Origin of the sequence: Grimontia marina (assembly GCF_900060185.1) — a bacterium.
Taxonomy (GTDB): Bacteria; Pseudomonadota; Gammaproteobacteria; order Enterobacterales; family Vibrionaceae; genus Enterovibrio; species Enterovibrio marinus.
On sequence record NZ_FIZY01000006.1, the window covers coordinates 50,123 to 72,052 of the forward strand.

Consider the following 21,930-nt stretch of genomic DNA (forward strand, 5'->3'; position numbering starts at 1 on the left):
CACTTTTGACTAGCGATTTGCCGATGCTGTTGTTTCTTCCGCTTGGTAGAAACGGAAGAAGTTTTTACCATTGTTTTTCACGTAATACATGGCTTCATCTGCTTGCTCGATAAGCGCACTGATCTTTTCATCGTTATTTTGGTACACACTAATACCAATACTAGAGCCGACAGTCGCTGTCTGCTCATGGCCTATTTCGACAGGAAGGGCTACCTGGAATTGCAGATCAGACGCAATGTCTGAAACGGCGGTTTCGTAATTTGGGTTGTAAGAGAATCCAATCAAGAATTCGTCACCACCCCAGCGTGCCACAACATCCGAGCCACGGAAGAATTGTTTGATGCGCTTAGCGACCTCGATAATCACCTTGTCACCAGCATCATGCCCGTAAGTATCGTTGACATGTTTAAAACCATCGAGATCAATCATGAGAACGGCAAATTTACGTTGTTTTTTGTCGGCTTCTTGAAGCGAGACTTCGAGTTTGGCCATGCCTGCACGTCGGTTCAGGAGCTGTGTAATCGGGTCATGCTCTGATTCATATATAATATTTTGTTCACGCTCTGCGCGCTCTGTGATGTCGTACAGGACGACCTCGAGCAGACTATCATCTGGGTTATTAATGTCTTCGACTTTCGAAAACAGACAGTGCACCCAACGGTCAGCAGCACGGACTTTGTGTTTGAGCTGAATATCTACAGCACTGAACTGATTTCCAGGCTTGAGCCAGAACTCGTCAATAAACTCTTTAATCTCTGCCGGATCGTTAAAATAGCCTGTGAAGTCTGTTTTGGAGAATCGGTCAGTGTCGACAATAAATGTCTGGCCGAGCAGCCTCAGTAACGCAGGATTTGCGACGATTAGCCGGTTACTCGAATCAATGAGGCCAATACCTGCACTTGCACGTTCAAAGATAAAGCGGAATTTCTTAGAGAGGTTTTCGGTTTCAGATCGCAGGTCACGTTCATTATCAATCTGATTGTTTACCGCATCCAATAGACCATTAATGTCGCTGACTAATGCACCGATCTCGTTTTCTTTATGGCCAACAGGCACATCTATTCGTGTGGTATCACCCGGTGTAATCAAGTGAAAGCGATTAGCGATTTTTTTCATTGGTTCAGTAAGGATGCGGTTAACGATGATAAGCGTTAGTAAGGCGGTAATAACGGAATAGAACACCAGCACGATTACCTGGATCTTTGCCAGTGAGATTGCGGTGTTTTCGATAAATTTTTGATTTGGGTAGACCAAAAGGTCACCAACGAATTCATTTTCGTTAAATGGTGACAGGATAGGAAAAATGATCGCGGTGTCAGTTTGCTCCAAATCGCTGCTACCTGAGAAAGAGGCAGATAGCCCATCCTGACTGGTTAAGCGAGCAGCGGAGATAATGTCGTTGGCTTCAAGTCCACGTAGTACTTCCTCGGCCAGTTCTTTGTTACCCAAATACATCGCAATAGAAGCAGTTTGTTCGATGGTGGTGATAACCTGTTTAATCTGGCTACGCGAGCGGTCAACTTCTTGGTGATAAGAAATGTAGAACCAGGTTATAGACGCGAAGATCGAGAAAATGAGTGCGCCTGCGGCAACACCCGTTGCAACTCGAATATGGACACGTCTATTGAGAATCTTCAAATTTATATACCACTTTTAAACCATGAACCAAATCGCCTTTGCTGATATATGCAATCGCGTTTTTGTTTTGTTTAATCAAAGCGATAACATCTGCGGAAGAGCGTAGCGTTTGAGGGGGCTCTGACTTACCGGTGAAGAGCAGCCTTGCCCAGTATGCATTGACTTGAGCTGATGACTTACCGACTAACGTCCGATAGAAGTAATCGCGCTCTTGGCTTTGTTCTGGAAGGTCTGTTGTATATGCTGACTCTCCATTTGGGTAGGAGTTGGAACGGCCCATATACAGATCTACTAATTGACGGGAGGACAGAGAGCTCAGTGGATTTTCTGCATTAACGACCACAACTAACTCTGCACGGGTCCAAGGCGACCATGCTAGCCAAATTAAAGTGAGTAGTGTTAATGCCAATATTTTCATATCAAAACACAAAGCTCAGGCCAATAGAGATGGTATCGATATAGTCAGGTACAGGCTTTGTCAGGGCTTTTTCATTAACTGACCAACTGCCGATCCTATCGTTGTTCAACCAAGATCTTTCAATTTGTCCTTTTAGTGAGAGTTGTGAATTAATGTAATAGCGCGCCCCTATTCCCAGTGTTTCCTGATCGATGACTCGTGCATTCAGGTTGCTTTTGATTATTCCATACGCATAACTGATCTCAGGTATTGTTAGAGCTGTGATAGAAGGCGGTTCTAGTTCGTAGAAATCACCGACAGATTTGGCTTTTGAAGCAAAACCGTAAATGGTGAGATCATTAATCGTTTTCCCTAGGCTTGTATAACCAGCCATCAAATCGGGGAAAAACGGCCAATCAGCATCTGTGTAACTTAGCTCAGCTTGGATGCTCCAATCTTCAGTCTCATATTGAGCGCCAAGCGAGTAGTAATAGAAACGTGTCGTTTCGACTTCAAAATCATGTAATGTATTCTGAAGCGAAGGCCATAACCCCAAAATTTGGCTATTTGAAGATGCAAAAGTGATTAGAGATGACGCTGGGTTTCCCTCATCAACTTTGGCTGTTGCCGCTGAACCCGAGATATTCCATCGGTCAGAATAAAAGCTGAGTTTTGTGCCTATCATGGGTGACAGTGTCACTTCATAAGAGCTAAATATCGTGTTGATAGAGACCTCGGATTGGCCACCAAAAACTCTTGCTTCTATGATCCCGTCACTGAGAGGTGTGGTATATGCGATATCGCCGCCATTAAGACTAGTGACAGGAATATTGGCATAGAAATCGGTAACAGGTTTGGTCCAAAGGTATGCGAAGCCCACATCGCGATACTCTGACAACATGTAGATGGGGGTGGCGATACGACCAACGCGTACACTAACTGCTGGAGAGACTTTGTAACGGAGAAAGGCCCAGGTAATACTCTTGTCTAAATTGTTTTGGATGCGGTCTTTGATAACGCCCTGAACGACAAAATCCCAGTCATAGGAGAATCTGGCGTTGAGTTGCAGCCCAATGGAGGAGCCTGCATCCAGGCTCAATTCGCCATAAATAGGGTCCTTAGTTAGATCATAAACATAGCCAAAGTCATCTGTACCGGAATGAATAGCGGATAGGTTACCAAACCCACTCAGCTGCAAGTGTTCACTAGCCACAGCATTAACTGAAGCTAATGTAGCTACTGAGGCAGCGAATAATATGAGTTTGAGCGGTCGCAATGAGTTATTCCGAATCATGCTTGGGACACTTATTAAATATAAGACATATTTCGGATTTCTCTTGTTAAATGTTGTTTTATGTAGGATTTCGACCATGGTCTAGTCCCACTCTGCTGTTTTGCCAATACCAACAGTGATATAAAGGTTTAAAGCACATAAATCCAATACAGAAGAAGTGCGCAGGAACCAAGACCAGAAAGGAAGCTTTATATGCAATTTCCTTATAGAAACATTGTCATACTGACGGGGGCAGGTATCTCGGCCGAATCCGGAATTCGTACATTTCGGGCCCAAGATGGTTTATGGGAAGAGCATCACATCGAAGATGTGGCAACGCCTGAAGGTTTCGCCAGAAATCCAGCGTTGGTTCAGACTTTTTATAACCAGCGAAGAAGACAGCTGCAGTCCGGTGTTGCGCCGAACCCTGCGCATGAAGCACTGGCAAAGCTGGAGCGTGAACTGGAAGGGTCGGTGATAATCGTTACTCAGAACATCGACAACCTTCATGAACGGGCGGGGAGCGAAAACATCATTCATATGCATGGTGAGCTTCTAAAGGCGCGCTGTAGCGGCTCTAACCAAGTGTTGGATTGGAAGGATGACATTATGGTTGACGAACTGTGCCATTGCTGCCAGATACCTTCCTCTATGCGCCCACACGTGGTTTGGTTTGGCGAGATGCCGTTGGATATGGATAAAATACACACAGCTTTGGTAGAAGCAGACCTGTTTATTTCGATTGGTACGTCTGGGTCTGTTTATCCTGCTGCGGGTTTTGTGCACGAGGCTGCCATTAATGGCGCAAAAACGATTGAAGTGAATTTGGAACCGAGTGCAGTAGAAAGTGAGTTTGACGAAAAGCGCTATGGGAAGGCGAGCGTTTTGGTTCCGGAACTGGTTGAAGAGATTCTTGCACTGCAGGCTTGAGCTGGTTTGACAATGAGTGAAAAAAGCGGCCAATGGCCGCTTTTTCGTGTTCTACTGTCCCGCCTTTAGCTTCTGAAAGTACTCTTCATAAAGTACGTTCGCTTCGCCAACAGAGCTCTGCCATTCGCCTTTTTCCATGACATCTTGTGGTGGGTAGACGCTAGGATCGTCTTTGAATGCTTTTGGTAAGAGCGGGTAAGCCGCTTTAACCGGCGTTGGGTAACCAATATCGATAGCCAGTTTCGCTGCATTCTCAGGACGTAGCAAGAAGTCGATCATCTTGTGCGCTGCGTCTACGTTCTTCGCAGTCGCAGGAATTGATAGGCTGTCCATCCAGAAAATTGCGCCTTCCTTCGGCCACACTATGTCTACCGGTGCACCTTCACTACGTGCGATGTATGCCGACCCGTTCCACAACATACCCAGCGCGACTTCGCCGGCCATGTAAGGGTTTGCCGGGAAGTCAGAATTGAATACCAGCACGTTTGGCATGATTTTCTTCAACTCTTCGTAAGCGGCTTTGATTTCTTCCGGGTTGGTCGTATTTGCTGAGTAGCCGAGTTTGGTGAGCGCGATATGGAAGAATTCTCGAGCGTCATCCATCATCAGCAGTTGGCCTTCGTAGTCTGGGCTCCACAGATCGGCCCATGAGTTAACAAAGTCTTTTTCAATAAAGTCTGTATTTACACCAATACCTGTAGCGCCCCAAATGTAAGGGATAGAGTATTGGTTATTCGGGTCAAACGGTTTGTTCAGGTTGTTTGGATCCAAGCCGTCAAAGTGGCTGAGTTTGCTTTTATCGATTTTTTGCAGCATACCTTCATCGCGCATCTTCTTCACATAGTAAGTCGATGGCACAACCAGATCGTAACCGTCAGGGTGTGTTTTCAATTTGGCATACATGCTTTCATTTGATTCATAGGTTGAGTAAATGACTTTGATGCCAGTTTCCTCGGTGAACTGCTCAAGCACTTCGGTAGGAATGTATTCAGACCAATTGTAGAAATAGAGCTCTTCCTCTGCGATTGCAGTGTTAGAGAAAAGAGAGAAGGACAGGGCGCTTCCCAGCACAAACTTAGACCAGGGTTTCATCGACAACTCCTGTAGTTTTTCATTGGTATTATTGAGAATAACGGGTGGTTCAAGCCATCCGTGACTGAAAAATGCGAAAACAACAGAGGGGGACAACCGCAATGGTTGCTCCCTCGTATTATTATCTCACTTTGTCGCGTGCAAGCATTTGAGAGCAAATAACCAGCACGAGAGAGACGATAAGCATCAGCGTCGCCAGAGCATTCACTTCTGGAGAAACGCCAACCTTAACCATTGAGTAGATTTTCAGTGGCAAGATTTCGTAGCTTGGACCTGTCACGAACGAACTGACGATGACGTCGTCCAAAGACAGGGTAAAGCTCAACAACCAGCCCGCAGCAACAGCGGGTGCAGCCAGAGGCAGAATGATTTTCGTCAGAATCGTCCACTCACTTGCAGCCAAGTCTTTCGCTGCTTCAAGCATACGCGCATCAAAACCATTCAGTCGGCTGTAAACCGTCACCACAACAAACGGCAGGCAGAAGGTAATATGTGACAGTAGAAGGGTCAGGAAGCCCAGTTGCGCGCCCATCAGCACGAACAATGACAACAGCGAGATTGCCATTACGATGTCAGGAGACATCATTACCACGAACAGCATGCCGTTAACGAAGCCTTTACCACGGAAGCGGTAACGGAACAGGGCAACTGCCGTCAGGCTGCCAATAATTGCTGCGGCTGTTGCCGAAAACACCGCGATTGTCAGTGAATTCCATGCGGCCTGAACCAGGCTGTCGTTATTAAGCAGTAGGGTGTACCACTTTGTGGTGAAACCTTTCCACTCCATCCCGAACTTGCTTTCGTTAAACGAGTTAACGATAAGAATGACAATAGGGATGTATAAGAATGCATAAACCAGCGACATAAAGCTGGTACGGAAAAATTGACTCATTCCAGCTCTACCTTCTTGTTAATCAGCTTTCCAACCCGCCAGTAGGCGAACAGCAGTAGACCCATCAATACGGTCAGTGAAATACTCGCTGCGGAACCAAACGGCCAGTCTCGAACATTGAGAATCTGACTCTTGATGACGTTACCAATCAACAGGTTCTTTGCGCCGCCCAGCAGGTCTGATACGTAGAACATACCCAGTGCAGGAAGTAGAACCAGAAGACAACCTGCAATGATGCCCGGCATGGTCAAAGGTAGAATGACTTTGATGAATGCCTGAAGCTTGCTTGCGCCCAAGTCTTTCGCTGCCTCGAGGTAGCTGTTGTCCAGCTTCTCGATACTTGAGTAAAGCGGCAAGATCATAAATGGCAAAAGGATGTAAACCAGGCCAATCATTACCGCATACTCGGTGTACATGATGCGCAGAGGCTTATCGATAATGCCCAATGTCAGCAGGCCTTCGTTAAGCAAACCACGGGTACCCAGGAAAATTTTCAGGCCGTAAGTTCGGATCAGTGAGTTAGTCCAGAAAGGAATAATCACCATAAACAGCATCACTGGGCGCCATTTCACTGGCATGCGCGCAATAATGTACGCAAACGGGTAACCAATCAGCAAACAGAGCAGGGTTGCAATGGCTGCCATGTAAAACGAATGCCAAACCACCTTCGCGTAGAGCGGATCCATCAACTTGGCGTAGTTGCTCAAGGTGAAGGTCATCTCAATCAGGTTAGCGTCATCGCGGGTTAAGAAACTGGTGACAATAATCATCAGGTTCGGGATAAACACGAACAGCAGCAACCAACCTACAATCACGCCAATGATGGCGTTTTGGAGATTAAGCTTCTTCATCAGGCAGTACCACTTCCCAGCTTTCAACCCAGGTAATCGCAACTTTCTGATCCAATGAGTGGTCTACATCTGGATCGTCTTCATTGAAGAACTCACTGACCATGACAGACATACCTGATTCCAGCTCAAGTACTGAATCCAGCGTCATGCCCTTGTAGTTGCGCTCGCGAACGTAACCGATAATGCCATTGCCTGAATCTGCCGCTTCGATTTCTTCGATACGCAGGTCTTCAGGACGCAGCAGAACTTTTACGTGGTCACCCGCTTTGACGTCCAATTTACAGTAAACCTGACATTCACGGCCTTCGATAGTCGCGGTAATACGTTGTTCATCAATACGCGAAACGACATCAGCATCGAACACGTTGATTTCACCAATGAAGCGCGCCACAAAAAGGTTAGAAGGTTCTTCGTAGATTTCACGAGGGCTGCCATCCTGAACCACATCACCTGCTTTCATTACGATGATACGGTCAGACATCGACAGGGCTTCTTCCTGATCGTGAGTAACGAAGATGAAAGTAATGCCAAGCTTACGCTGGAGCTGTTTCAGCTCCATCTGCATTTGTTTACGCAGTTTGTAGTCCAGCGCTGAGAGAGACTCGTCCAATAGGAGTACTTTTGGTTTGTTAACCACGGCTCGTGCAATTGCAACACGCTGTTGCTGACCGCCTGAAAGTTGGTGTGGTTTACGGGGGGCGAATTTCTCAAGTTGAACCATGCGAAGGGCTTCCATCACACGTGGTTCGATTTCACTTTCAGCCACTTTCTGCATACGCAGGCCAAAAGCAACGTTGTCGAACACAGTCATGTGCGGAAACAGTGCATAACTCTGGAAAACGGTATTTACATGACGTTGTTCTGCGGGGATAGCAGTCACGTCCTGCTCATCAATGATAATTTGGCCATCGTCTGCATCTTCAAGACCAGCAATCAAACGAAGTACTGTGGTCTTGCCACAACCTGACGGACCTAGAATCGTTAAAAACTCACCGTTGTTTATTTCAAGATCAAAGTTCGAAATAATCTCTTTGCCATCGAAGCTCTTACACAGCCCTTTCAACTGGACAACGGGTTTTTTAATTGGTTGTGTTGCGTTCAATTCTACTCTCACTCCTTACACCGTGGGCGATTAGCTAAGTAAAAATTCCCCTAAAAATAGACGGCGCATGATAGACGCGCGAATCATGAAGTTAAAGCGTTTTTTTATGTTTTATCGGCAATTTTTCACCCTAAAATTGACGCGGTGCAGGAATTTGTAGAAACCGCGAGCAAATCCGATTCTTGCGACCTGCGTCGATAAATTAGGGACGAAGGCGTTCGGTAGTATAGACCGTTAAGGTGACGTCTAAAAATGCGACACCTTGAGACGTGTTCAAAAAATATCACCTATAACTTTAAGAGTGGGGAGATTTCTTAGGCTAAAGACAAAAGTTACTTTGCTATGAATAAACAACAGTTGAGCAACGCACTTCACGTTGGCGGCACCCTAGAAAATGCGCTGAGTGGCAATTATACGCTAAGTGCTTCCAGTGTGGTTCAAGAAGCGGTCAAGCTGACGCAGAAGCATTTTTGGCAATTCCTACCTGCGACAGTGGTTTTGACCATAGCGCATGTGTTGATTTTCCTGGTTGCGCTTACGATTATGCAGGACACACCCTATACGGTGATGGAAGCCTTTATCGGGAAACGGCAAATGACACCTGATCTTATGGCGTCAGCCAGAATTGCTGTTTTCGCTGCAACAGTATTATCGGCACCGCTATATGCAGGGGCGAGCCTGATGGGCCTAAGCCATGCCATCGGGTTTCGGACCAAGCCACGACACATTATTAAGGGTTTGGCTTATGCACTTGCCGTAACGCTGGCCATGAGCTTTATCAACGCATTACAAAGCTTCAGCAGCCAACTCATCCCGTTGCTGGGAATCTTCCTCGGCATTACCTTCTCCATGACCATTCTGCTTATCTGTGAAAAGCGGTTGCGCCCGGTGGAGGCGATGATCGTTTCATTTAGGGCGATTATAAAAAAACTGATACCATTGACCTTGGTTTACATCGTCATTGCTATCTTGTTTGTCTTTTCTTATGCGACAGCAGGGTTGGCCTTGGTCTGGGCGCTACCATTCATGTTCAATGTTAAGGGCGTGCTTTACCGAGAAATGTTCGGTGTTGGTATTGAAGTGACCGTGTCACAAGAAGGCGATGATGATTCTTCTTCTGATGACGGTAATAAAGAGGTTTTCAACGCGTAAATGAAGCTTTCTCATGCTGTATTGGCTTCGGCTCTATTTCTTTCTGCGTGTAGCGACGCCCCACAACCCCCTCTCACTGTAGACACACTCCAACAGGCTTCTCCGCCACCTTCGATGGTCGAGAAGCCTGATTTTGGTTCTTACCAAATTGTTGATGAGAAGAAAAAAGCGTTTGTGGATTTTATGAAACCCGGCATCAACTATATCAACGGACTGATCGAAAACGCGCGCACACGACTGGTTGAATTGGAAAAAGGCAAAACGCCAACGACAGAAGACAAAGCGTTCATTGCCCGTGTCGCCGAGTTGTTTAATCTGACGCTTCCAGGAGCAGGTGCTGATCAAAAATGGTATCAAGAAGCACTTAAACGTGTTGATGTGATACCTGCAGATCTTGTTTTAACTCAGGCAGCTAAAGAATCTGGATGGGGTACATCACGCTTTGCCCGTGAAGGAAATAACTACTTTGGACAGTGGTGTTACACTTCTGGCTGCGGCATTGTGCCAAGCGCACGTTCGCAGGGTAAAACCCATGAAGTCGCCGTGTTCAAAGACACTTATCAATCAATTCGAGCGTATTTCCTTAACGTCAACCGTAATAAAGCGTATGCCCCGTTGCGAGATATTCGTGCTGAACTGAGAAAATCAGGTAAGCCGGTTATCGGCGTTGCATTGGCTAATGGATTGAAAAGCTACTCTGAACGCGGACAAACTTACGTCGAAGAAGTGCAAAGCATGATTCGATATAACCAGAAGTATTGGAGCCAAGGATGATTAGAGGACTTACGGCAGTCTTACTGGCCGCTGTAATTTCATCACCTGTCGCTGCGGCGCAGGTGAAATTCAGTTACAGCAAGCTATATACCCAGCTTAAGCATAACTATGGTGAAAACCATCCAGATGTGAAAATTGGATATTTTATGATTTCTCCTAGCAATGGGGACACTTGCAAAATCACCAAAGCCTGGATGACCAAAAAAGCGCATTACGAAGAATTTGAGATCCCGGCATCGCAAGAACTCCCGCTTCCTATCGACAGTCACCTTCGTAAAGTGAATCCGGACGTGTTTATTGAGACCGCCGGCACTCAAGCCTGTGATATTTCATTTCAGGTAATGGCAAAGAAAAGTTTCGGTTCAGAAGTGACGGAAGAACAGGTCAATAATCTTGTTCCTCAGATGACGACCATGATGAAGGATTTAGGGGGGATGTTTTCCTCCTGGTTTATGCCGGAAGTTGAAGGGGTGACCGTTCATTTTGCTAATGTCCAACCCGAACTAAAAACCTCTGAAGGACGCGCTATTAATGTGGAAGGGAAAGTTGCCATTATCCGTTTGAATGAGATGAAAACTGGAGAACGTGTTTTCTTTCCGCAAAAGCCACTGAAAGTCACGCCTTGGATCCCGCAACATTAAACCTTTAGTCGCCTCGTTAGCCATGGTTGTAGGGAGGCACTAATCAGGTCGCCTGAATGGAATTGGACATAGGCGGTTTCGGATTTTTCACCCAGGGATTTCAACGCTTCTAAAAGATACGTATAATCCACCGCCTGTTAAAATACACCGTTGACTCAGTCGACACTTTGAGAACGCCAATGAATCAGAAAGATACGAGAAAAGAGACACTTGAATTCAACAAACTCCAAAAACGCCTGAGGAGGAATGTTGGTAGTGCTATCGCCGACTATAACATGATCGAAGAAAATGATGTTGTGATGGCATGTATCAGCGGTGGTAAAGATTCATTTGCTATGCTCGATATCTTACTGAACTTGCAGGCGGCAGCACCTGTAAAGTTTGACGTAGTTGCGGTCAACTTAGATCAGAAACAACCTGGTTTCCCAGAGCATATTCTACCTGAGTACTTCGAAAGCCTGAATATCCCTTATTACATTGTTGATAAAGATACCTATTCAGTTGTTAAAGAAAAGGTCCCTGAGGGAAAGACGACCTGTGGTCTTTGTTCGCGTTTACGTCGAGGGACTTTATACTCATTTGCAGAGAAAATTGGTGCGACCAAATTAGCACTTGGCCATCACATGGATGATATCGTTGAAACTATGTTTCTCAATATGTTCCATGGCTCCCGATTGAAAGCAATGCCGCCAAAACTGCGCTCAGATGATGGAAGAAATGTTGTTATCCGGCCTCTAACTTATTGCCGAGAGAAAGATCTAGTTAAGTACGCTGAGCATAAAAACTTCCCAATCATTCCTTGTAACCTTTGTGGGTCGCAAGAAAATCTCCAGCGTCAGGCAATCAAATCGATGCTAAACGAGTGGGATAGAAAAACACCTGGCCGCGTGGAGAGTATCTTTAAGTCCATCCAAAATGTTAGCCCAAGTCAATTGGCAGACCGAGAGCTCTTCGATTTTGTTAATTTGCCTCTGGATCGTGAAGGCAACCGCGGTGAATATGAGTTCAGTGAGGCAGTAGTTTCATCGACAAACATTGACGAATCACTTTGTATTGACGTCACTAACGTGTAGTCATGTACTTCATTTATAAATTGCAATATAAGAAGGGAGCCATCGGGCTCCCTTTCTGTATCCATTCCTGAACATTATCCCTGATGTTTTCCTGAAGTTCGTATGAATAAAAACTGCCATATCAAATTCAATGGATGGCAGCTATTTCTATAAAGTCTTGCTTCTTTCAGTATCAACGACTCTAAGTGTCCGACAGGCGGACAAAGTAAGCCCTTCTGTGGAAACATTTTGTTAACAACATTACCGTTATATTACAGGTCTAGACTGCGTCGTAGAGGTGGTGTGCATGAGTGGCGAAGTTGTTAACCGTTATTCACTTATTTTGTCGGCACTGTGCTTTATGCTTGGTGCGATGATGACAGTGTTAGACGTCTTTCTCCGTGCTATTTGGAACGCTAATTTGCCAGGAGTCATCGAAGCTACTGCTTTGTCTATCGGCTTAGGGGCGCTGCTCTCAATGCCGGCTTGTTATCTTAAGGATTCCAATGTTACGGCGCGCCTGCTTAGTGAGTTGAAACCTAAATTATTCGAGCGCCCACTTCTTATCTTGGGTAGCGCTTTTTCACTTGTGTTTGCCATTTCGCTTTTCTACATCATGACAACGTATGTCATAGAAAGTTGGGGCACACCAGAATCCACGCCTGATTTGGGTCTCCCAAAAGATTTGCTGCTCTTGCTTATCTCCCTGTCTTTCTTTATCGCAATATTAGCGGCATCTATGCGTTTGACCAAAGCGCTGAAGGGAGTCAACTAAATGGATGCGGGGATCGTAATCGGTGGGATTGGTTTTGCTGCGACATTGGTGCTTATCCTCCTCGAAGTGCCAGTTGGCGTTGCAATGGGACTGGTCGCACTGGCAGGTTGCAGTTATATCATCGGTACTGAAGGGATGCTGACAATTGGGGCAACTACCGTTTGGGAGTCTCTGACTAATTACACCCTCGCTATGCTCCCCCTTTTTGTTTTTATGGGTAATATTGCAGTGCAATGCGGGCTATCGAGTCGACTCTATGAGGCCATGCGAACGTTGTTAGGCCATCAGCGGGGTGGTTTAGCCATGGCGACGATCAGCGCATCTGCAGGTTTCGGTATGATCTCTGGCTCTTCTCTTGCTACAACAGCAACAATGGGGCGAATAGCATTGCCGGAAATGGCGCGAGCAGGTTATTCACAAAGTCTGGCTTCGGGCACAGTAGCAGCTGGCGGCACATTAGGCATTTTGATTCCTCCCTCGACAGTGTTAGTGATTTATGCGTTTCTCGCAGAGCAGTCTATTCGTCAACTCCTTTTAGCCACTGCTGGCCCCATTTCCATTGCTATTCTGCTTTACTTCTCTGCCATCTGGTTTTCACTAAAAATTAGCCGCTCAAGCGCTACTGAACGCCCAAGAGCCTCTAAGCAGGAAAGATTGAATGCTTGGAAAGAATTGGGGCCGCCAGTAAGTGTTTTCAGCTTGATTATGTTAGGTCTATATAGTGGCTACTTTACGGCTAACGAGACGGCGGCTGTGGGGTTAGTGCTTGTGCTCGGATATGGCGTGCTCAGTCGACGCCTTTCTAAAAATGGGTTTGTTGAAGCCGCAACGGATACAGCCAAAACTTGCGGTGCTCTCTATCTCGTGCTCATCGCTGCAAATTTATTCAACTTTTTCCTCGCGCTTTCCGATTTACCTTTCTCATTGACGGCGATTTTTTCCGGTGTTCTCGATTCACCACTGATGGTGATTCTCTTAATGACATGCATCTATCTGGTTTTAGGAACCCTGATGGATAGCCTGGCAATGTTGTTATTGACCGTTCCGCTATTTGTCCCTGTCGCGGATGCCGCAGGTATAGACCTGGTTTGGTTCGGTATTTATGTGGTTATGGTCGTAGAAATGGGGCTGATTACACCACCTGTAGGAATGAATTTATTTGTTTTAAAGGCGACGAATGCAGACATACCCATGGTTGCTCTTTGGAAAGGGGTTCTGCCTTTCGTCGCCGCAGATTTTATACGGATAGGCTTGATTATCGCCTTTCCAGTACTGGTTATGTGGTTGCCCGATGCTGCCAAATAGCATCTGACTCAAGGAGGGTCGTTTTATGAAAAAGACAATGCACTTTTTGTTCGTAAAATCAGGCTTGCTTGCCGTTTTGCTTTCGCTGACGGGATTTGACGCTATTGCAAAACAAATGAGGGTGTCATCCTTTGAACCAGCCAAAGGCTTTTTTTCTCAAACACTTCAGGCTTGGATTGATGAGGTAAACCCCAAATTAACAAAAGGAAATAGATTTAAACTCTATCCCGGCTCGATCCTAGGCGCTCCACCTGCTCAGGCCGAGTTAGTGGCAAAGGGCGTCGCTGATGTTGCTTTCGTTGTTCCCACTTACACCTCAGGCTTGTTTCCCATGACTACAGTTTCCGAAATACCCGGACTAGTCAAAGACTCGAAAACGGGTACGCGAATACTCAACACCCTCAAACAAGAAGGCCTGTTGGGCACTGAATTCGCAGATTTTAAGGTGATCGCATTGTTTACCACACCTGGGTATCGGATCTTCAGCGCCGATAAACAGATCAAAGTGCCGAGCGACTTATCAGGCATCAAAATGCGGTCTCCTTCACCTTACGGCTCCGAGTTACTTAATGAAATGGGGGCTTCTGGAGTGCCTATTCCAGCTCCACAAGTTTATGAAAATATGGAGAGAAATGTTGTAAGCAGTGCAGCATGGACAATGGATGCGTTTAAGAGCTTTCGGCTGTATGAAGTCGCTCCGAATGTGACAAACACACGCTTTATTGCGACACCATTGGCTTTTCTGATGAACAAGAAAACCTATGAGCGTCTGCCAGATAAGGATAAAGCAGCTATCGATTCTATGTCTTTAAGCGAAAGAAGCGCCTGGGTAGCTGAGCGTATCGATGCTAGCGAGACAGATATTGAAGCGCAGATGAAAGCTAAACCTGAGCTTCACTTTATACAGCTTAATACAGAGCAAAACGCAGCATGGACTGATGCTTTTGTCGATGCGAGAAACTTGTGGCTATCAGGAAAGCCAGATGGCGCTGAAGTAGTACTAAAAAGGGCAATTGAGATTGCCGAAGAATGAGTGAGTACCTTTCTAGACATTGTTAGTTAAAGAAAAAAGGGGACTGAATTTTGGCGATATGTGCTTTAGGTTACCTCGGCATTGGCTCTGACAAATTGGATGACTGGGCTTCTTTTGCCAGTCACATCCTTGGGATGCAGAAAGTTGACCGAGCAGGTCATTCATTGTCGTTTCGCATGGATGATAGAGAGCAGCGTCTCCATATTTCAGGTGAAAAAGGAGATACACTCGCTTTCATTGGTTGGGAAGTAGAGTCTGTTGATGATTTAACATTTTTCGCTGCAAAGCTAGATGCTGCAGGGTATCAAGTTAATCTGGGTACACAAGAACTTGCAGACAGACGCTTTGTTGATGCGCTCATTTGGTTTTTCGACCCCATGGGTAACCGTGTTGAGCTCGTATTTAAACCTGCAATTACTTCAGACCCCTTTATTCCTGGCCGCCCAATTGATGGATTTAATACAGGTCCCCTCGGTATGGGGCATGCTGTGCTGCACGTGGAAAATATTGAAGTCATGTTGCCTTTCTACCGAGATCTTCTGGGTTTTAATGTCTCTGATTACGGCCTGTCTCCTTACGGCATGTACTTTTTCCACGTCAATGGGAGACATCATAGTTTTGCGATGATTGGATCTGGCCAGGTTGGCTTTCATCACTTTATGGTCGAATACCAAAATCTTGATGACGTCGGACAAGGCTACGATCTTGCGCAACTTAGAGAAGATAGCATTGCTTACACGCTTGGACGGCACACCAACGACTACATGACGTCTTACTATGGCTACTCACCTTCCGGTTTTTTTGTAGAAAGTGGTTGGGGGGGGAGAGTCATTGATACTTCCACATGGAAGCCACATGAAACCACGGTCGGACCGAGCTTCTGGGGTCATGAACGCCTTTACCTTCCCGAAGATGGCGGACGCAAAAGGCTCCGAGACATGCGTCTTCAAGCTGCCGCCGAAGGGTTAAGAGCGCCCCCCATTATCGATTGCCCCTGGCTATACAACAAACTTACTTCTCAAAGGTAAATCACAATGAAAATCGCTGCTGAACATGACATTTATGATGTCGTGGTAGTTGGTTTGGGCCCAGTGGGAGCAACGCTGGCTAATTTACTCGGTATGTCGGGTGCCAAAGTGCTCGTACTAGAGCGAGAGGCATTGGCTTATCACTTACCAAGAGCCGTTCATTTTGACGATGAAGTGATGAGGGTTTTCCAATGGATTGGTATTGCAGAAAAGCTCTTGCCTAAGATACGCATCAACCCTGGGATGAAGTTTGTTTCAGGCGATGGTGAGCTTTTATTGGACTGGCCAAGGCCACAGGAAGAAAGTCAGCATGCCTGGCATCCCAGTTGGCGGTTCCATCAGCCGGATTTAGAGGCCTCACTGAGGCAAGCGCTAGAGACTTACCCAAACGTGACGATAATGAATCGTTGCGAAGCTTTCATGATCGATGGTTTGCAGGACGAAGTGTCTATTCGATTTGAGAACATGTCCAACGGAGAAATCAAACACGTTAGGGCCTCTTATCTCGTTGGGTGTGATGGGGCGCGATCTCTTGTAAGGCGTTTTATTGAATCTCCAATGAAGGACTTTGGGTTTCATGAGCGTTGGTTGGTCGTTGACGCTGTGTTGAAAACAAACAAACCAAGCCTTGGTGATCACTCCATCCAGTATTGTGACGCGACCCGGCCAGCGACATACATAAGAGGTCCTGGCAAGCGCCGACGCTGGGAGATATCCGTTAATCCTAGCGAAAATAGTGTTGATATAGCGAAAGAAGAAAGTGTCTGGAATCTTCTTGCACCATGGTTGACACCAGATGAGGCAGAAATTGAAAGAAGTGCTGTTTATACCTTTCATTCTCTTGTGGCTAAAACATGGAGTAAAGAACGCTTATTCATCGCTGGGGATGCCGCCCATCAGACGCCGCCATTTATGGGACAGGGAATGTGTGCAGGTATTCGAGATGTCGCAAATTTGGCATGGAAGTTGGTTGCCTGTTTACGCCACGGACATAACCCAACACTTTTAGACACTTATCAAACTGAAAGAAAACCCAATGCAGAGGCCTTTATAGAAACGGCTATCAGGCTTGGACATTTGATAAATACGGCAAATGGCAAGCCTGCGCTAGAAGCTGCAATAAAAAGTGATGATGGACATAGAGAGATGACATCACTTTATCCTCCTCTTGGCCAAGGGCTTGGCGACGGCGTGCATTGTGGGAAACAGTTTAGTCAGCCCAAAAATCATCTTGGTCAACGAATGGACGACTTGTATCCATACGAGTGTTTGTTTGTCGTTGAGAACGCAATGGAAAATGAAGTTAAACAACTTACAGGTATTGATGTCGCATCGACTTCAGAGTTTCCGTCACTCAAATACTACCTCGATGGGCTCGATGCTAAAGGTGTTTTGTTACGCCCTGACAGATACATATTGGGCACGGGAAATACGGTAGATGAGATCGTTGAACTGATATCACTCCTACCGTATGACATTAAAAATGGAGAAGGCATAAAATGAAATTTTGTTCATTTAAAGCAAAAGGAAGAGAGTCTTTTGGCATAGTGAAAGACTCTGGCATTGTTGATTTAGGCAAACGTACACATTTTTGTTCTCTGAAGGACTTTATTGCTATGGGGGACTTGGTAAACATCGACGCTCTCACCAAAATTCCCTCTGATTATGCCTTCGATGAGGTCGAGCATCTGCCTGTGATACCAAATCCCGATAAGATTATATGTGTAGGCCTTAACTATCATGATCACATTAGCGAAACGGGCAGGGAAGAAACCCCAAATCCTGTTTTATTTGCTCGCTTTTCTGGTAGCCAAATTGGCCATAATGCGAATCTTATCAAACCATTAGAATCAGATAAGTTTGACTATGAAGGTGAGTTAGCCGTCATTATTGGTAAAGAATGCAGACGTGTTCCTGAGGAAAAAGCACTAGATGTAGTGGCTGGCTATGCGTGTTACAACGATGCGTCAGTACGTGATTGGCAGAAGCATACCCATCAGTTTATGCCGGGTAAAACATTCTACGGAACAGGCCCATTTGGCCCTTGGATGGTGACCTCGGATGAAATACCGGACCCTTCAAAACTGTATTTGCAAACACGATTGAATGGAGAAGTGATGCAAGATACCACCACGAATTTAATGATTGCTTCTGTTCAAAGGCTCATTGCTTATTGTTCAACTATTCTTCCATTGTTACCTGGTGACGTTATTGTTTCTGGTACGCCCGGTGGCGTGGGTGCTCGTCGTAATCCGCCAGTCTTTATGAAAGAAGGTGATGTTTGTGAAATTGAAATTTCGGGTATTGGAATACTGAAAAACCGCGTTATTTCAGAGAAGTAGGATTTAGTCAGGAGAAGCGATGCATACACGTTATTCAGATACAGTCAGGGCATTAAAGCGGGGATTGGACGTATTAAAGTTCATCAATCGTCAAGGTGTTTGCAAAGTGTCTGAAATCGCAACTGCATTAGACATACCCAGACCTACCGTTTATCGCTTATTAGAAACGCTGGAAGAGGAGGGCTATGTTGCATTTTCCTCCACTTCGAAACGTGTTCGGGTGACACGGATGGCTGCCTCGCTAAGTGATGGGTTTGCCGCCACAACTGAAGTCTGTCAATTGGCTGGCCCACTGCTTGCCAAGTACTCGAAAAAGCTAGTATGGCCTTTAGATTTGTCTACCTATGACAACGGGGCAATGGTGATACAAGAAACTACGCATATGAGGAGTCCTTTATCCATAGATAGAGGAATGTCTGGCTTTAGATTACCTATGCTAAGAACTTCACCAGGACGTTGTTATCTGGCGTTTTGTCCTCCGGAAGAACGAAGGATGATTATTGAGCATATTCGGCGACTCCAAGATCCCCTTGATCCTCCGTTTTTGCTCGACCATGTTTTGCTTGCCATGATCAAAGAGGTTCAATTTAATGGTTATGCAACGCGTATTGGTCAAGAGTTTCAGTCAAAGACGTCATCGTTCGCGGTACCTGTTTTTTCATCAGGTCGGGTCGTCGCATGCGTTTCTATGGTTTGGACAAGAGAGGCTATGACGCTAAAGCAGTCCCTGAAGATGGCGGAGAAGGAAGTCAAAGAAATAGCAACAAAGATTAAAGCGGGACTGGATACATAAGGTAGAAGCGAAAAGTAAACATCTAACACTTACTGAGGTAGGTCGTTTAGGGTTGAAAAAAGCGCCTTTCGGCGCTTTTGGAAATATTCAAATTAACCCAATCCAACATTGGGGGCGAGTGGGCTAATATAGCCGTCAGGTTTAATAGCCAATACGTCGCAATTGAGTTGGTCAATGGTGTGCTCTGCTGTATTGCCTATAAAGATAGCGGACAGGCCGACACGCCCTGTAGTTCCCAGTATCACCAATTCGGCATCTAACTCTTTGGCAACGGCGGGGATAACATCCTCGGGTAAGCCTTCCATACAGAAAGTCTGATCTTCATCAATGCTATGTTTTTGCCGCAGCGCTTTCATTTGAAGCAAGTGATGGCCCCTTACAGCATCGGTATAGGAAGCAGGATCGAACTCGGGCAGTTCAATGGTGACATTCACCGGTGTCGCAGGATATGCGTTGACCAGATTCACTTCTGCGGTGAGAAGTTTGCTCATGGCCTTGGCTTCATCGATGAGCTTATCGTTGAGCGGCTCATGGGTTTCATTTTCAGAAGAGACGTTCACCGCAGTAAGAATTTTTCCGTTTTCAGGCCAGCTATGTTCTTTAACCAAAAGAACCGGACAAGGGCACTTGCGGAGCAAATGCCAGTCGGTAGGAGTGAAGATCAGTGAACCGAGCTTGTCGTGTTGATGTGTCGCTTTGATTACCAGATCATGTTCGCCATCAAACACTTTTGCGATCATGCTTTCGTATGGACGGTTATGCCAAACAACGTGTTTAACGATCTCAAGCTCTTCAGACGCATTCTTTTCAATGACTGAGTCTATCCACTCTTCACGTTGCTTAAGCACTCCTGCTCGCATTGCCTGACGCTCTTCTGCAGAAAGCATAGAGGTCATTTCATAAGAAAAGTCATAAATGGCAAGGAACAGGGTGATTGTCACTGGTGCACAGGATTTTCTTGCGATGTCCTTCGCACGGGACAGAGCAGGCTGTTCTTCATGGTCGGGATCTATAGCGACGAGCAAGTTGGTATATCTGTTCATAACAACCTCCAGCTTTGTGATGCCGATACTTTAATTTAACTCATTGTGGCAGGATCTTGCGATAAATTCAGATAGATATAAGCCAAAAAAGAGAAATGGCGCGTATAGCGCCATTTCGAGATCTATATTTAAAGAAGGGTTTACTTGGATACACCTGCTAAACGGCTCAGTTCTTCATGATCAAGAATGGTGATATATTTGCCTTTTACACTCAGCATGCCACTTTTCTGGAAACGACCCAGCAGGCGGCTGATGGTTTCAACAGTCAGGCCAAGATAGTTACCGATATCACCACGTGTCATGGTAAGGCGAAATTCTTTCGCTGAGAAACCACGTGCAGAAAATCGGGTAGACAGGCTATGAAGGAATGCTGCAAGGCGCTCTTCAGCATTTTTCTTAGAGAGAAGCAGGATCATTTCCTGGTCGCCTTTAATTTCACTACTCATCAAACGCATGATTTGCTGGCGTAGCTTGGGCATTTTACCTGACAGGTCATCGAGTATTTCGAATGGAATCTCACATACCATAGAAGTTTCCAACGCCTGAGCAAAACTAGGGTGGGACATATGGTTAATTGCATCAAAACCCACTAAGTCACCAGCTAAATGGAAGGCTGTAATTTGTTCATCACCTTGTTCTGTGATGGTGTAGCTCTTGATAGTGCCTGAACGAATGGCATACAGAGAACGAAGTTGATCACCGGCTTGGAATAAAGGCTGACCTTTTTGAATCGGCTTTTTACGCTCGATAATTTGGTCAAGCTGATTCAGTTCACTCTCGCTTAACGTAAAAGGGATACAAAGCTGACTGATGCTACAGTCCTGACAATGGATTGCGCAACCACCAGATTGAACACGTTTAGTAGGAATTTTGTCTTGAATCATGAGCCTGCTTAGCCGAATTGATTTGAGTCAATATTTTACCATTTCCTAAAAAGAAAGCGAGACTTAGTACAACTGATTGTATACAGAATAAGCGGTAATAATTCCATACATTAATAGTATCAATGATGATAATCTTCTAAAAATCAAGTTGTTAAGTAGGTTTCTTGTTACTTCTGCAGCAGAGCCAACCAAAATCATTGCGGGGAGGGTACCTAAACCAAATGCGAGCATTATCAACAATCCATCTAACGCATTTCCGGCCACTGCGGCCCAACTCAGAGCTGAATAAACGAGCCCACATGGTAACCATCCCCACAGCATACCAAACGGCAGAGCTGCAAAAGGCGATTTCAGCGGTAGCAACTTAGACGAAAGTGGAGAAACTCGCTTCCAGAGTAGCTGTCCCAAACGCTCTATGTAGGCGAGACCATTCCAGAAACGGCCTATATAAAGCGCAAGAAGAATCATCATGATGGCTGCGACCAATCTGAGCCAAAGAAGCTCTTGTGTTACTAGAGTAACGCTCATCACTCCAGAAACTAAACCGCCAGCAATTGCCCCGATTATTCCATAAGAAAACAGGCGACCGCCATTATAGAAAAGCAGGAAGGGAAGTTTATGTTGGTTTTGTGGAGTACCGATAGAAACGGCAGCGGCGACGCCGCCGCACATGCCTAAACAGTGACCTGCGCCAAGCAGGCCAACCGTGAAGGCAGCAAAAAGATCAGTGACGGGCATCTACTTATCGTCCGAGTTAATGCCATCCTCTCTCTTGGACTGGGAAGAAGAATCGTCGTCGTCGAGAAGAATATTCATGCCTTGTCTTTCCAAATCTTCAAATTGCTCTGATTTCACCGCCCAAATGAAAATACCGACGGCAAAGCACACCAGAACAATAGCAATAGGGATGAGGATATAGAGACTTTCCAAACT

23 protein-coding genes are annotated in these 21,930 nt (G+C 45.7%); 12 read left to right on the forward strand and 11 right to left on the reverse strand.

The annotated features are described in order from the left end of the window. Nucleotides 1-9 precede the first annotated feature (9 nt). Genes GMA8713_RS04690 through GMA8713_RS04700 form a run of 3 tightly spaced genes read right to left on the reverse strand, consistent with a single transcriptional unit; the run spans nt 10 to nt 3,407 of the window. Nucleotides 10-1,638: a sensor domain-containing diguanylate cyclase gene (locus tag GMA8713_RS04690; protein ID WP_062706260.1), complete on the reverse strand. Its 1,629-nt coding sequence runs from the start codon at nt 1,636-1,638 to the stop codon at nt 10-12. Continuing rightward, nucleotides 1,622-2,056: a type 2 periplasmic-binding domain-containing protein gene (locus GMA8713_RS04695; RefSeq protein WP_084387650.1), complete on the reverse strand. Its 435-nt coding sequence runs from the start codon at nt 2,054-2,056 to the stop codon at nt 1,622-1,624. The genes GMA8713_RS04690 and GMA8713_RS04695 overlap by 17 nt, the downstream gene beginning before the upstream one ends. 1 nt (nt 2,057) lies before the next feature. Next, a complete protein-coding gene (locus GMA8713_RS04700; protein WP_232314353.1) occupies nt 2,058-3,407 on the reverse strand; it encodes a hypothetical protein in 1,350 nt (449 codons plus the stop codon). Nucleotides 3,408-3,521: 114 nt separating this feature from the next. Here GMA8713_RS04700 and cobB point away from each other — a divergent pair, with 114 nt between their 5' ends. Next, complete coding sequence (cobB, locus tag GMA8713_RS04705) at nt 3,522-4,238, forward strand: Sir2 family NAD+-dependent deacetylase (protein ID WP_062706269.1); 717 nt, start codon at nt 3,522-3,524, stop codon at nt 4,236-4,238. A gap of 51 nt (nt 4,239-4,289) precedes the next feature. Here cobB and GMA8713_RS04710 read toward each other — a convergent pair whose 3' ends face one another. From GMA8713_RS04710 to potA, 4 genes are all read right to left on the reverse strand, one after another. Continuing rightward, on the reverse strand, nt 4,290-5,330 hold the full coding sequence (locus GMA8713_RS04710) for an extracellular solute-binding protein (RefSeq protein WP_062706272.1): 1,041 nt from the start codon (nt 5,328-5,330) through the stop codon (nt 4,290-4,292). Nucleotides 5,331-5,451: 121 nt separating this feature from the next. Continuing rightward, the gene (gene potC, locus GMA8713_RS04715; protein WP_062706274.1) at nt 5,452-6,222 is read right to left on the reverse strand and encodes a spermidine/putrescine ABC transporter permease PotC; all 771 of its coding nucleotides are present in this window, start codon (nt 6,220-6,222) and stop codon (nt 5,452-5,454) included. Next, on the reverse strand, nt 6,219-7,076 hold the full coding sequence (gene potB / locus GMA8713_RS04720) for a spermidine/putrescine ABC transporter permease PotB (RefSeq protein ID WP_198159451.1): 858 nt from the start codon (nt 7,074-7,076) through the stop codon (nt 6,219-6,221). The genes potC and potB overlap by 4 nt, the downstream gene beginning before the upstream one ends. Next, nucleotides 7,060-8,175: a spermidine/putrescine ABC transporter ATP-binding protein PotA gene (potA, locus tag GMA8713_RS04725; protein ID WP_062706280.1), complete on the reverse strand. Its 1,116-nt coding sequence runs from the start codon at nt 8,173-8,175 to the stop codon at nt 7,060-7,062. Before potA ends, potB begins: the two co-directional genes overlap by 17 nt. Before the next feature lie 342 nt (nt 8,176-8,517). Here potA and GMA8713_RS04730 point away from each other — a divergent pair, with 342 nt between their 5' ends. The 11 genes from GMA8713_RS04730 to GMA8713_RS04780 all read left to right on the forward strand — a co-directional run bounded on the left by GMA8713_RS04730 (nt 8,518) and on the right by GMA8713_RS04780 (nt 19,070). Then, nucleotides 8,518-9,327: a DUF2189 domain-containing protein gene (locus GMA8713_RS04730; RefSeq protein ID WP_062706283.1), complete on the forward strand. Its 810-nt coding sequence runs from the start codon at nt 8,518-8,520 to the stop codon at nt 9,325-9,327. Next, nucleotides 9,328-10,101, forward strand: a complete 774-nt coding sequence (locus GMA8713_RS04735; RefSeq protein WP_062706287.1) for a glucosaminidase domain-containing protein — start codon at nt 9,328-9,330, stop codon at nt 10,099-10,101. Beyond that, the gene (locus tag GMA8713_RS04740) at nt 10,098-10,742 is read left to right on the forward strand and encodes a DUF2987 domain-containing protein (protein ID WP_062706291.1); all 645 of its coding nucleotides are present in this window, start codon (nt 10,098-10,100) and stop codon (nt 10,740-10,742) included. Before GMA8713_RS04735 ends, GMA8713_RS04740 begins: the two co-directional genes overlap by 4 nt. Nucleotides 10,743-10,921: 179 nt before the next feature. Continuing rightward, entirely contained in the window at nt 10,922-11,815 is an 894-nt protein-coding gene (gene ttcA / locus GMA8713_RS04745) for a tRNA 2-thiocytidine(32) synthetase TtcA (RefSeq protein WP_062706294.1), read from the forward strand. Nucleotides 11,816-12,101: 286 nt separating this feature from the next. After that, nucleotides 12,102-12,569, forward strand: a complete 468-nt coding sequence (locus GMA8713_RS04750) for a TRAP transporter small permease (RefSeq protein WP_062706297.1) — start codon at nt 12,102-12,104, stop codon at nt 12,567-12,569. Next, the gene (locus GMA8713_RS04755; protein WP_062706300.1) at nt 12,570-13,874 is read left to right on the forward strand and encodes a TRAP transporter large permease; all 1,305 of its coding nucleotides are present in this window, start codon (nt 12,570-12,572) and stop codon (nt 13,872-13,874) included. It abuts the gene before it with no gap. Between the two features lie 25 nt (nt 13,875-13,899). Beyond that, a complete protein-coding gene (locus GMA8713_RS04760; protein ID WP_062706304.1) occupies nt 13,900-14,907 on the forward strand; it encodes a TRAP transporter substrate-binding protein in 1,008 nt (335 codons plus the stop codon). 50 nt (nt 14,908-14,957) lie between these two features. Next, a complete protein-coding gene (locus tag GMA8713_RS04765) occupies nt 14,958-15,935 on the forward strand; it encodes a VOC family protein (RefSeq protein WP_062706307.1) in 978 nt (325 codons plus the stop codon). Nucleotides 15,936-15,941: 6 nt separating this feature from the next. Beyond that, nucleotides 15,942-17,438 carry a bifunctional 3-(3-hydroxy-phenyl)propionate/3-hydroxycinnamic acid hydroxylase MhpA gene (gene mhpA, locus GMA8713_RS04770; RefSeq protein WP_062706310.1) on the forward strand — a complete coding sequence of 499 codons (1,497 nt, stop codon included), beginning with the start codon at nt 15,942-15,944 and terminating at the stop codon, nt 17,436-17,438. Then, nucleotides 17,435-18,277, forward strand: a complete 843-nt coding sequence (locus GMA8713_RS04775) for a fumarylacetoacetate hydrolase family protein (protein ID WP_062706313.1) — start codon at nt 17,435-17,437, stop codon at nt 18,275-18,277. The genes mhpA and GMA8713_RS04775 overlap by 4 nt, the downstream gene beginning before the upstream one ends. 19 nt (nt 18,278-18,296) lie before the next feature. Next, nucleotides 18,297-19,070 carry a DNA-binding transcriptional regulator gene (locus GMA8713_RS04780; protein WP_062706316.1) on the forward strand — a complete coding sequence of 258 codons (774 nt, stop codon included), beginning with the start codon at nt 18,297-18,299 and terminating at the stop codon, nt 19,068-19,070. A gap of 92 nt (nt 19,071-19,162) precedes the next feature. Here the strand turns inward: GMA8713_RS04780 and uspE are convergent, their stop codons facing one another. The 4 genes from uspE to ccoS form a co-directional block, all read right to left on the reverse strand. Then, a complete protein-coding gene (gene uspE, locus GMA8713_RS04785; protein ID WP_062706319.1) occupies nt 19,163-20,113 on the reverse strand; it encodes a universal stress protein UspE in 951 nt (316 codons plus the stop codon). A gap of 140 nt (nt 20,114-20,253) precedes the next feature. Continuing rightward, entirely contained in the window at nt 20,254-20,997 is a 744-nt protein-coding gene (gene fnr / locus GMA8713_RS04790) for a fumarate/nitrate reduction transcriptional regulator Fnr (RefSeq protein WP_062661551.1), read from the reverse strand. 63 nt (nt 20,998-21,060) lie between these two features. Continuing rightward, nucleotides 21,061-21,735 carry a sulfite exporter TauE/SafE family protein gene (locus tag GMA8713_RS04795; RefSeq protein WP_062706323.1) on the reverse strand — a complete coding sequence of 225 codons (675 nt, stop codon included), beginning with the start codon at nt 21,733-21,735 and terminating at the stop codon, nt 21,061-21,063. Then, nucleotides 21,736-21,927 (reverse strand): cbb3-type cytochrome oxidase assembly protein CcoS, encoded by a 192-nt coding sequence (gene ccoS / locus GMA8713_RS04800; protein WP_062706327.1) that lies wholly within the window; start codon nt 21,925-21,927, stop codon nt 21,736-21,738. Nucleotides 21,928-21,930: the final 3 nt, after the last annotated feature.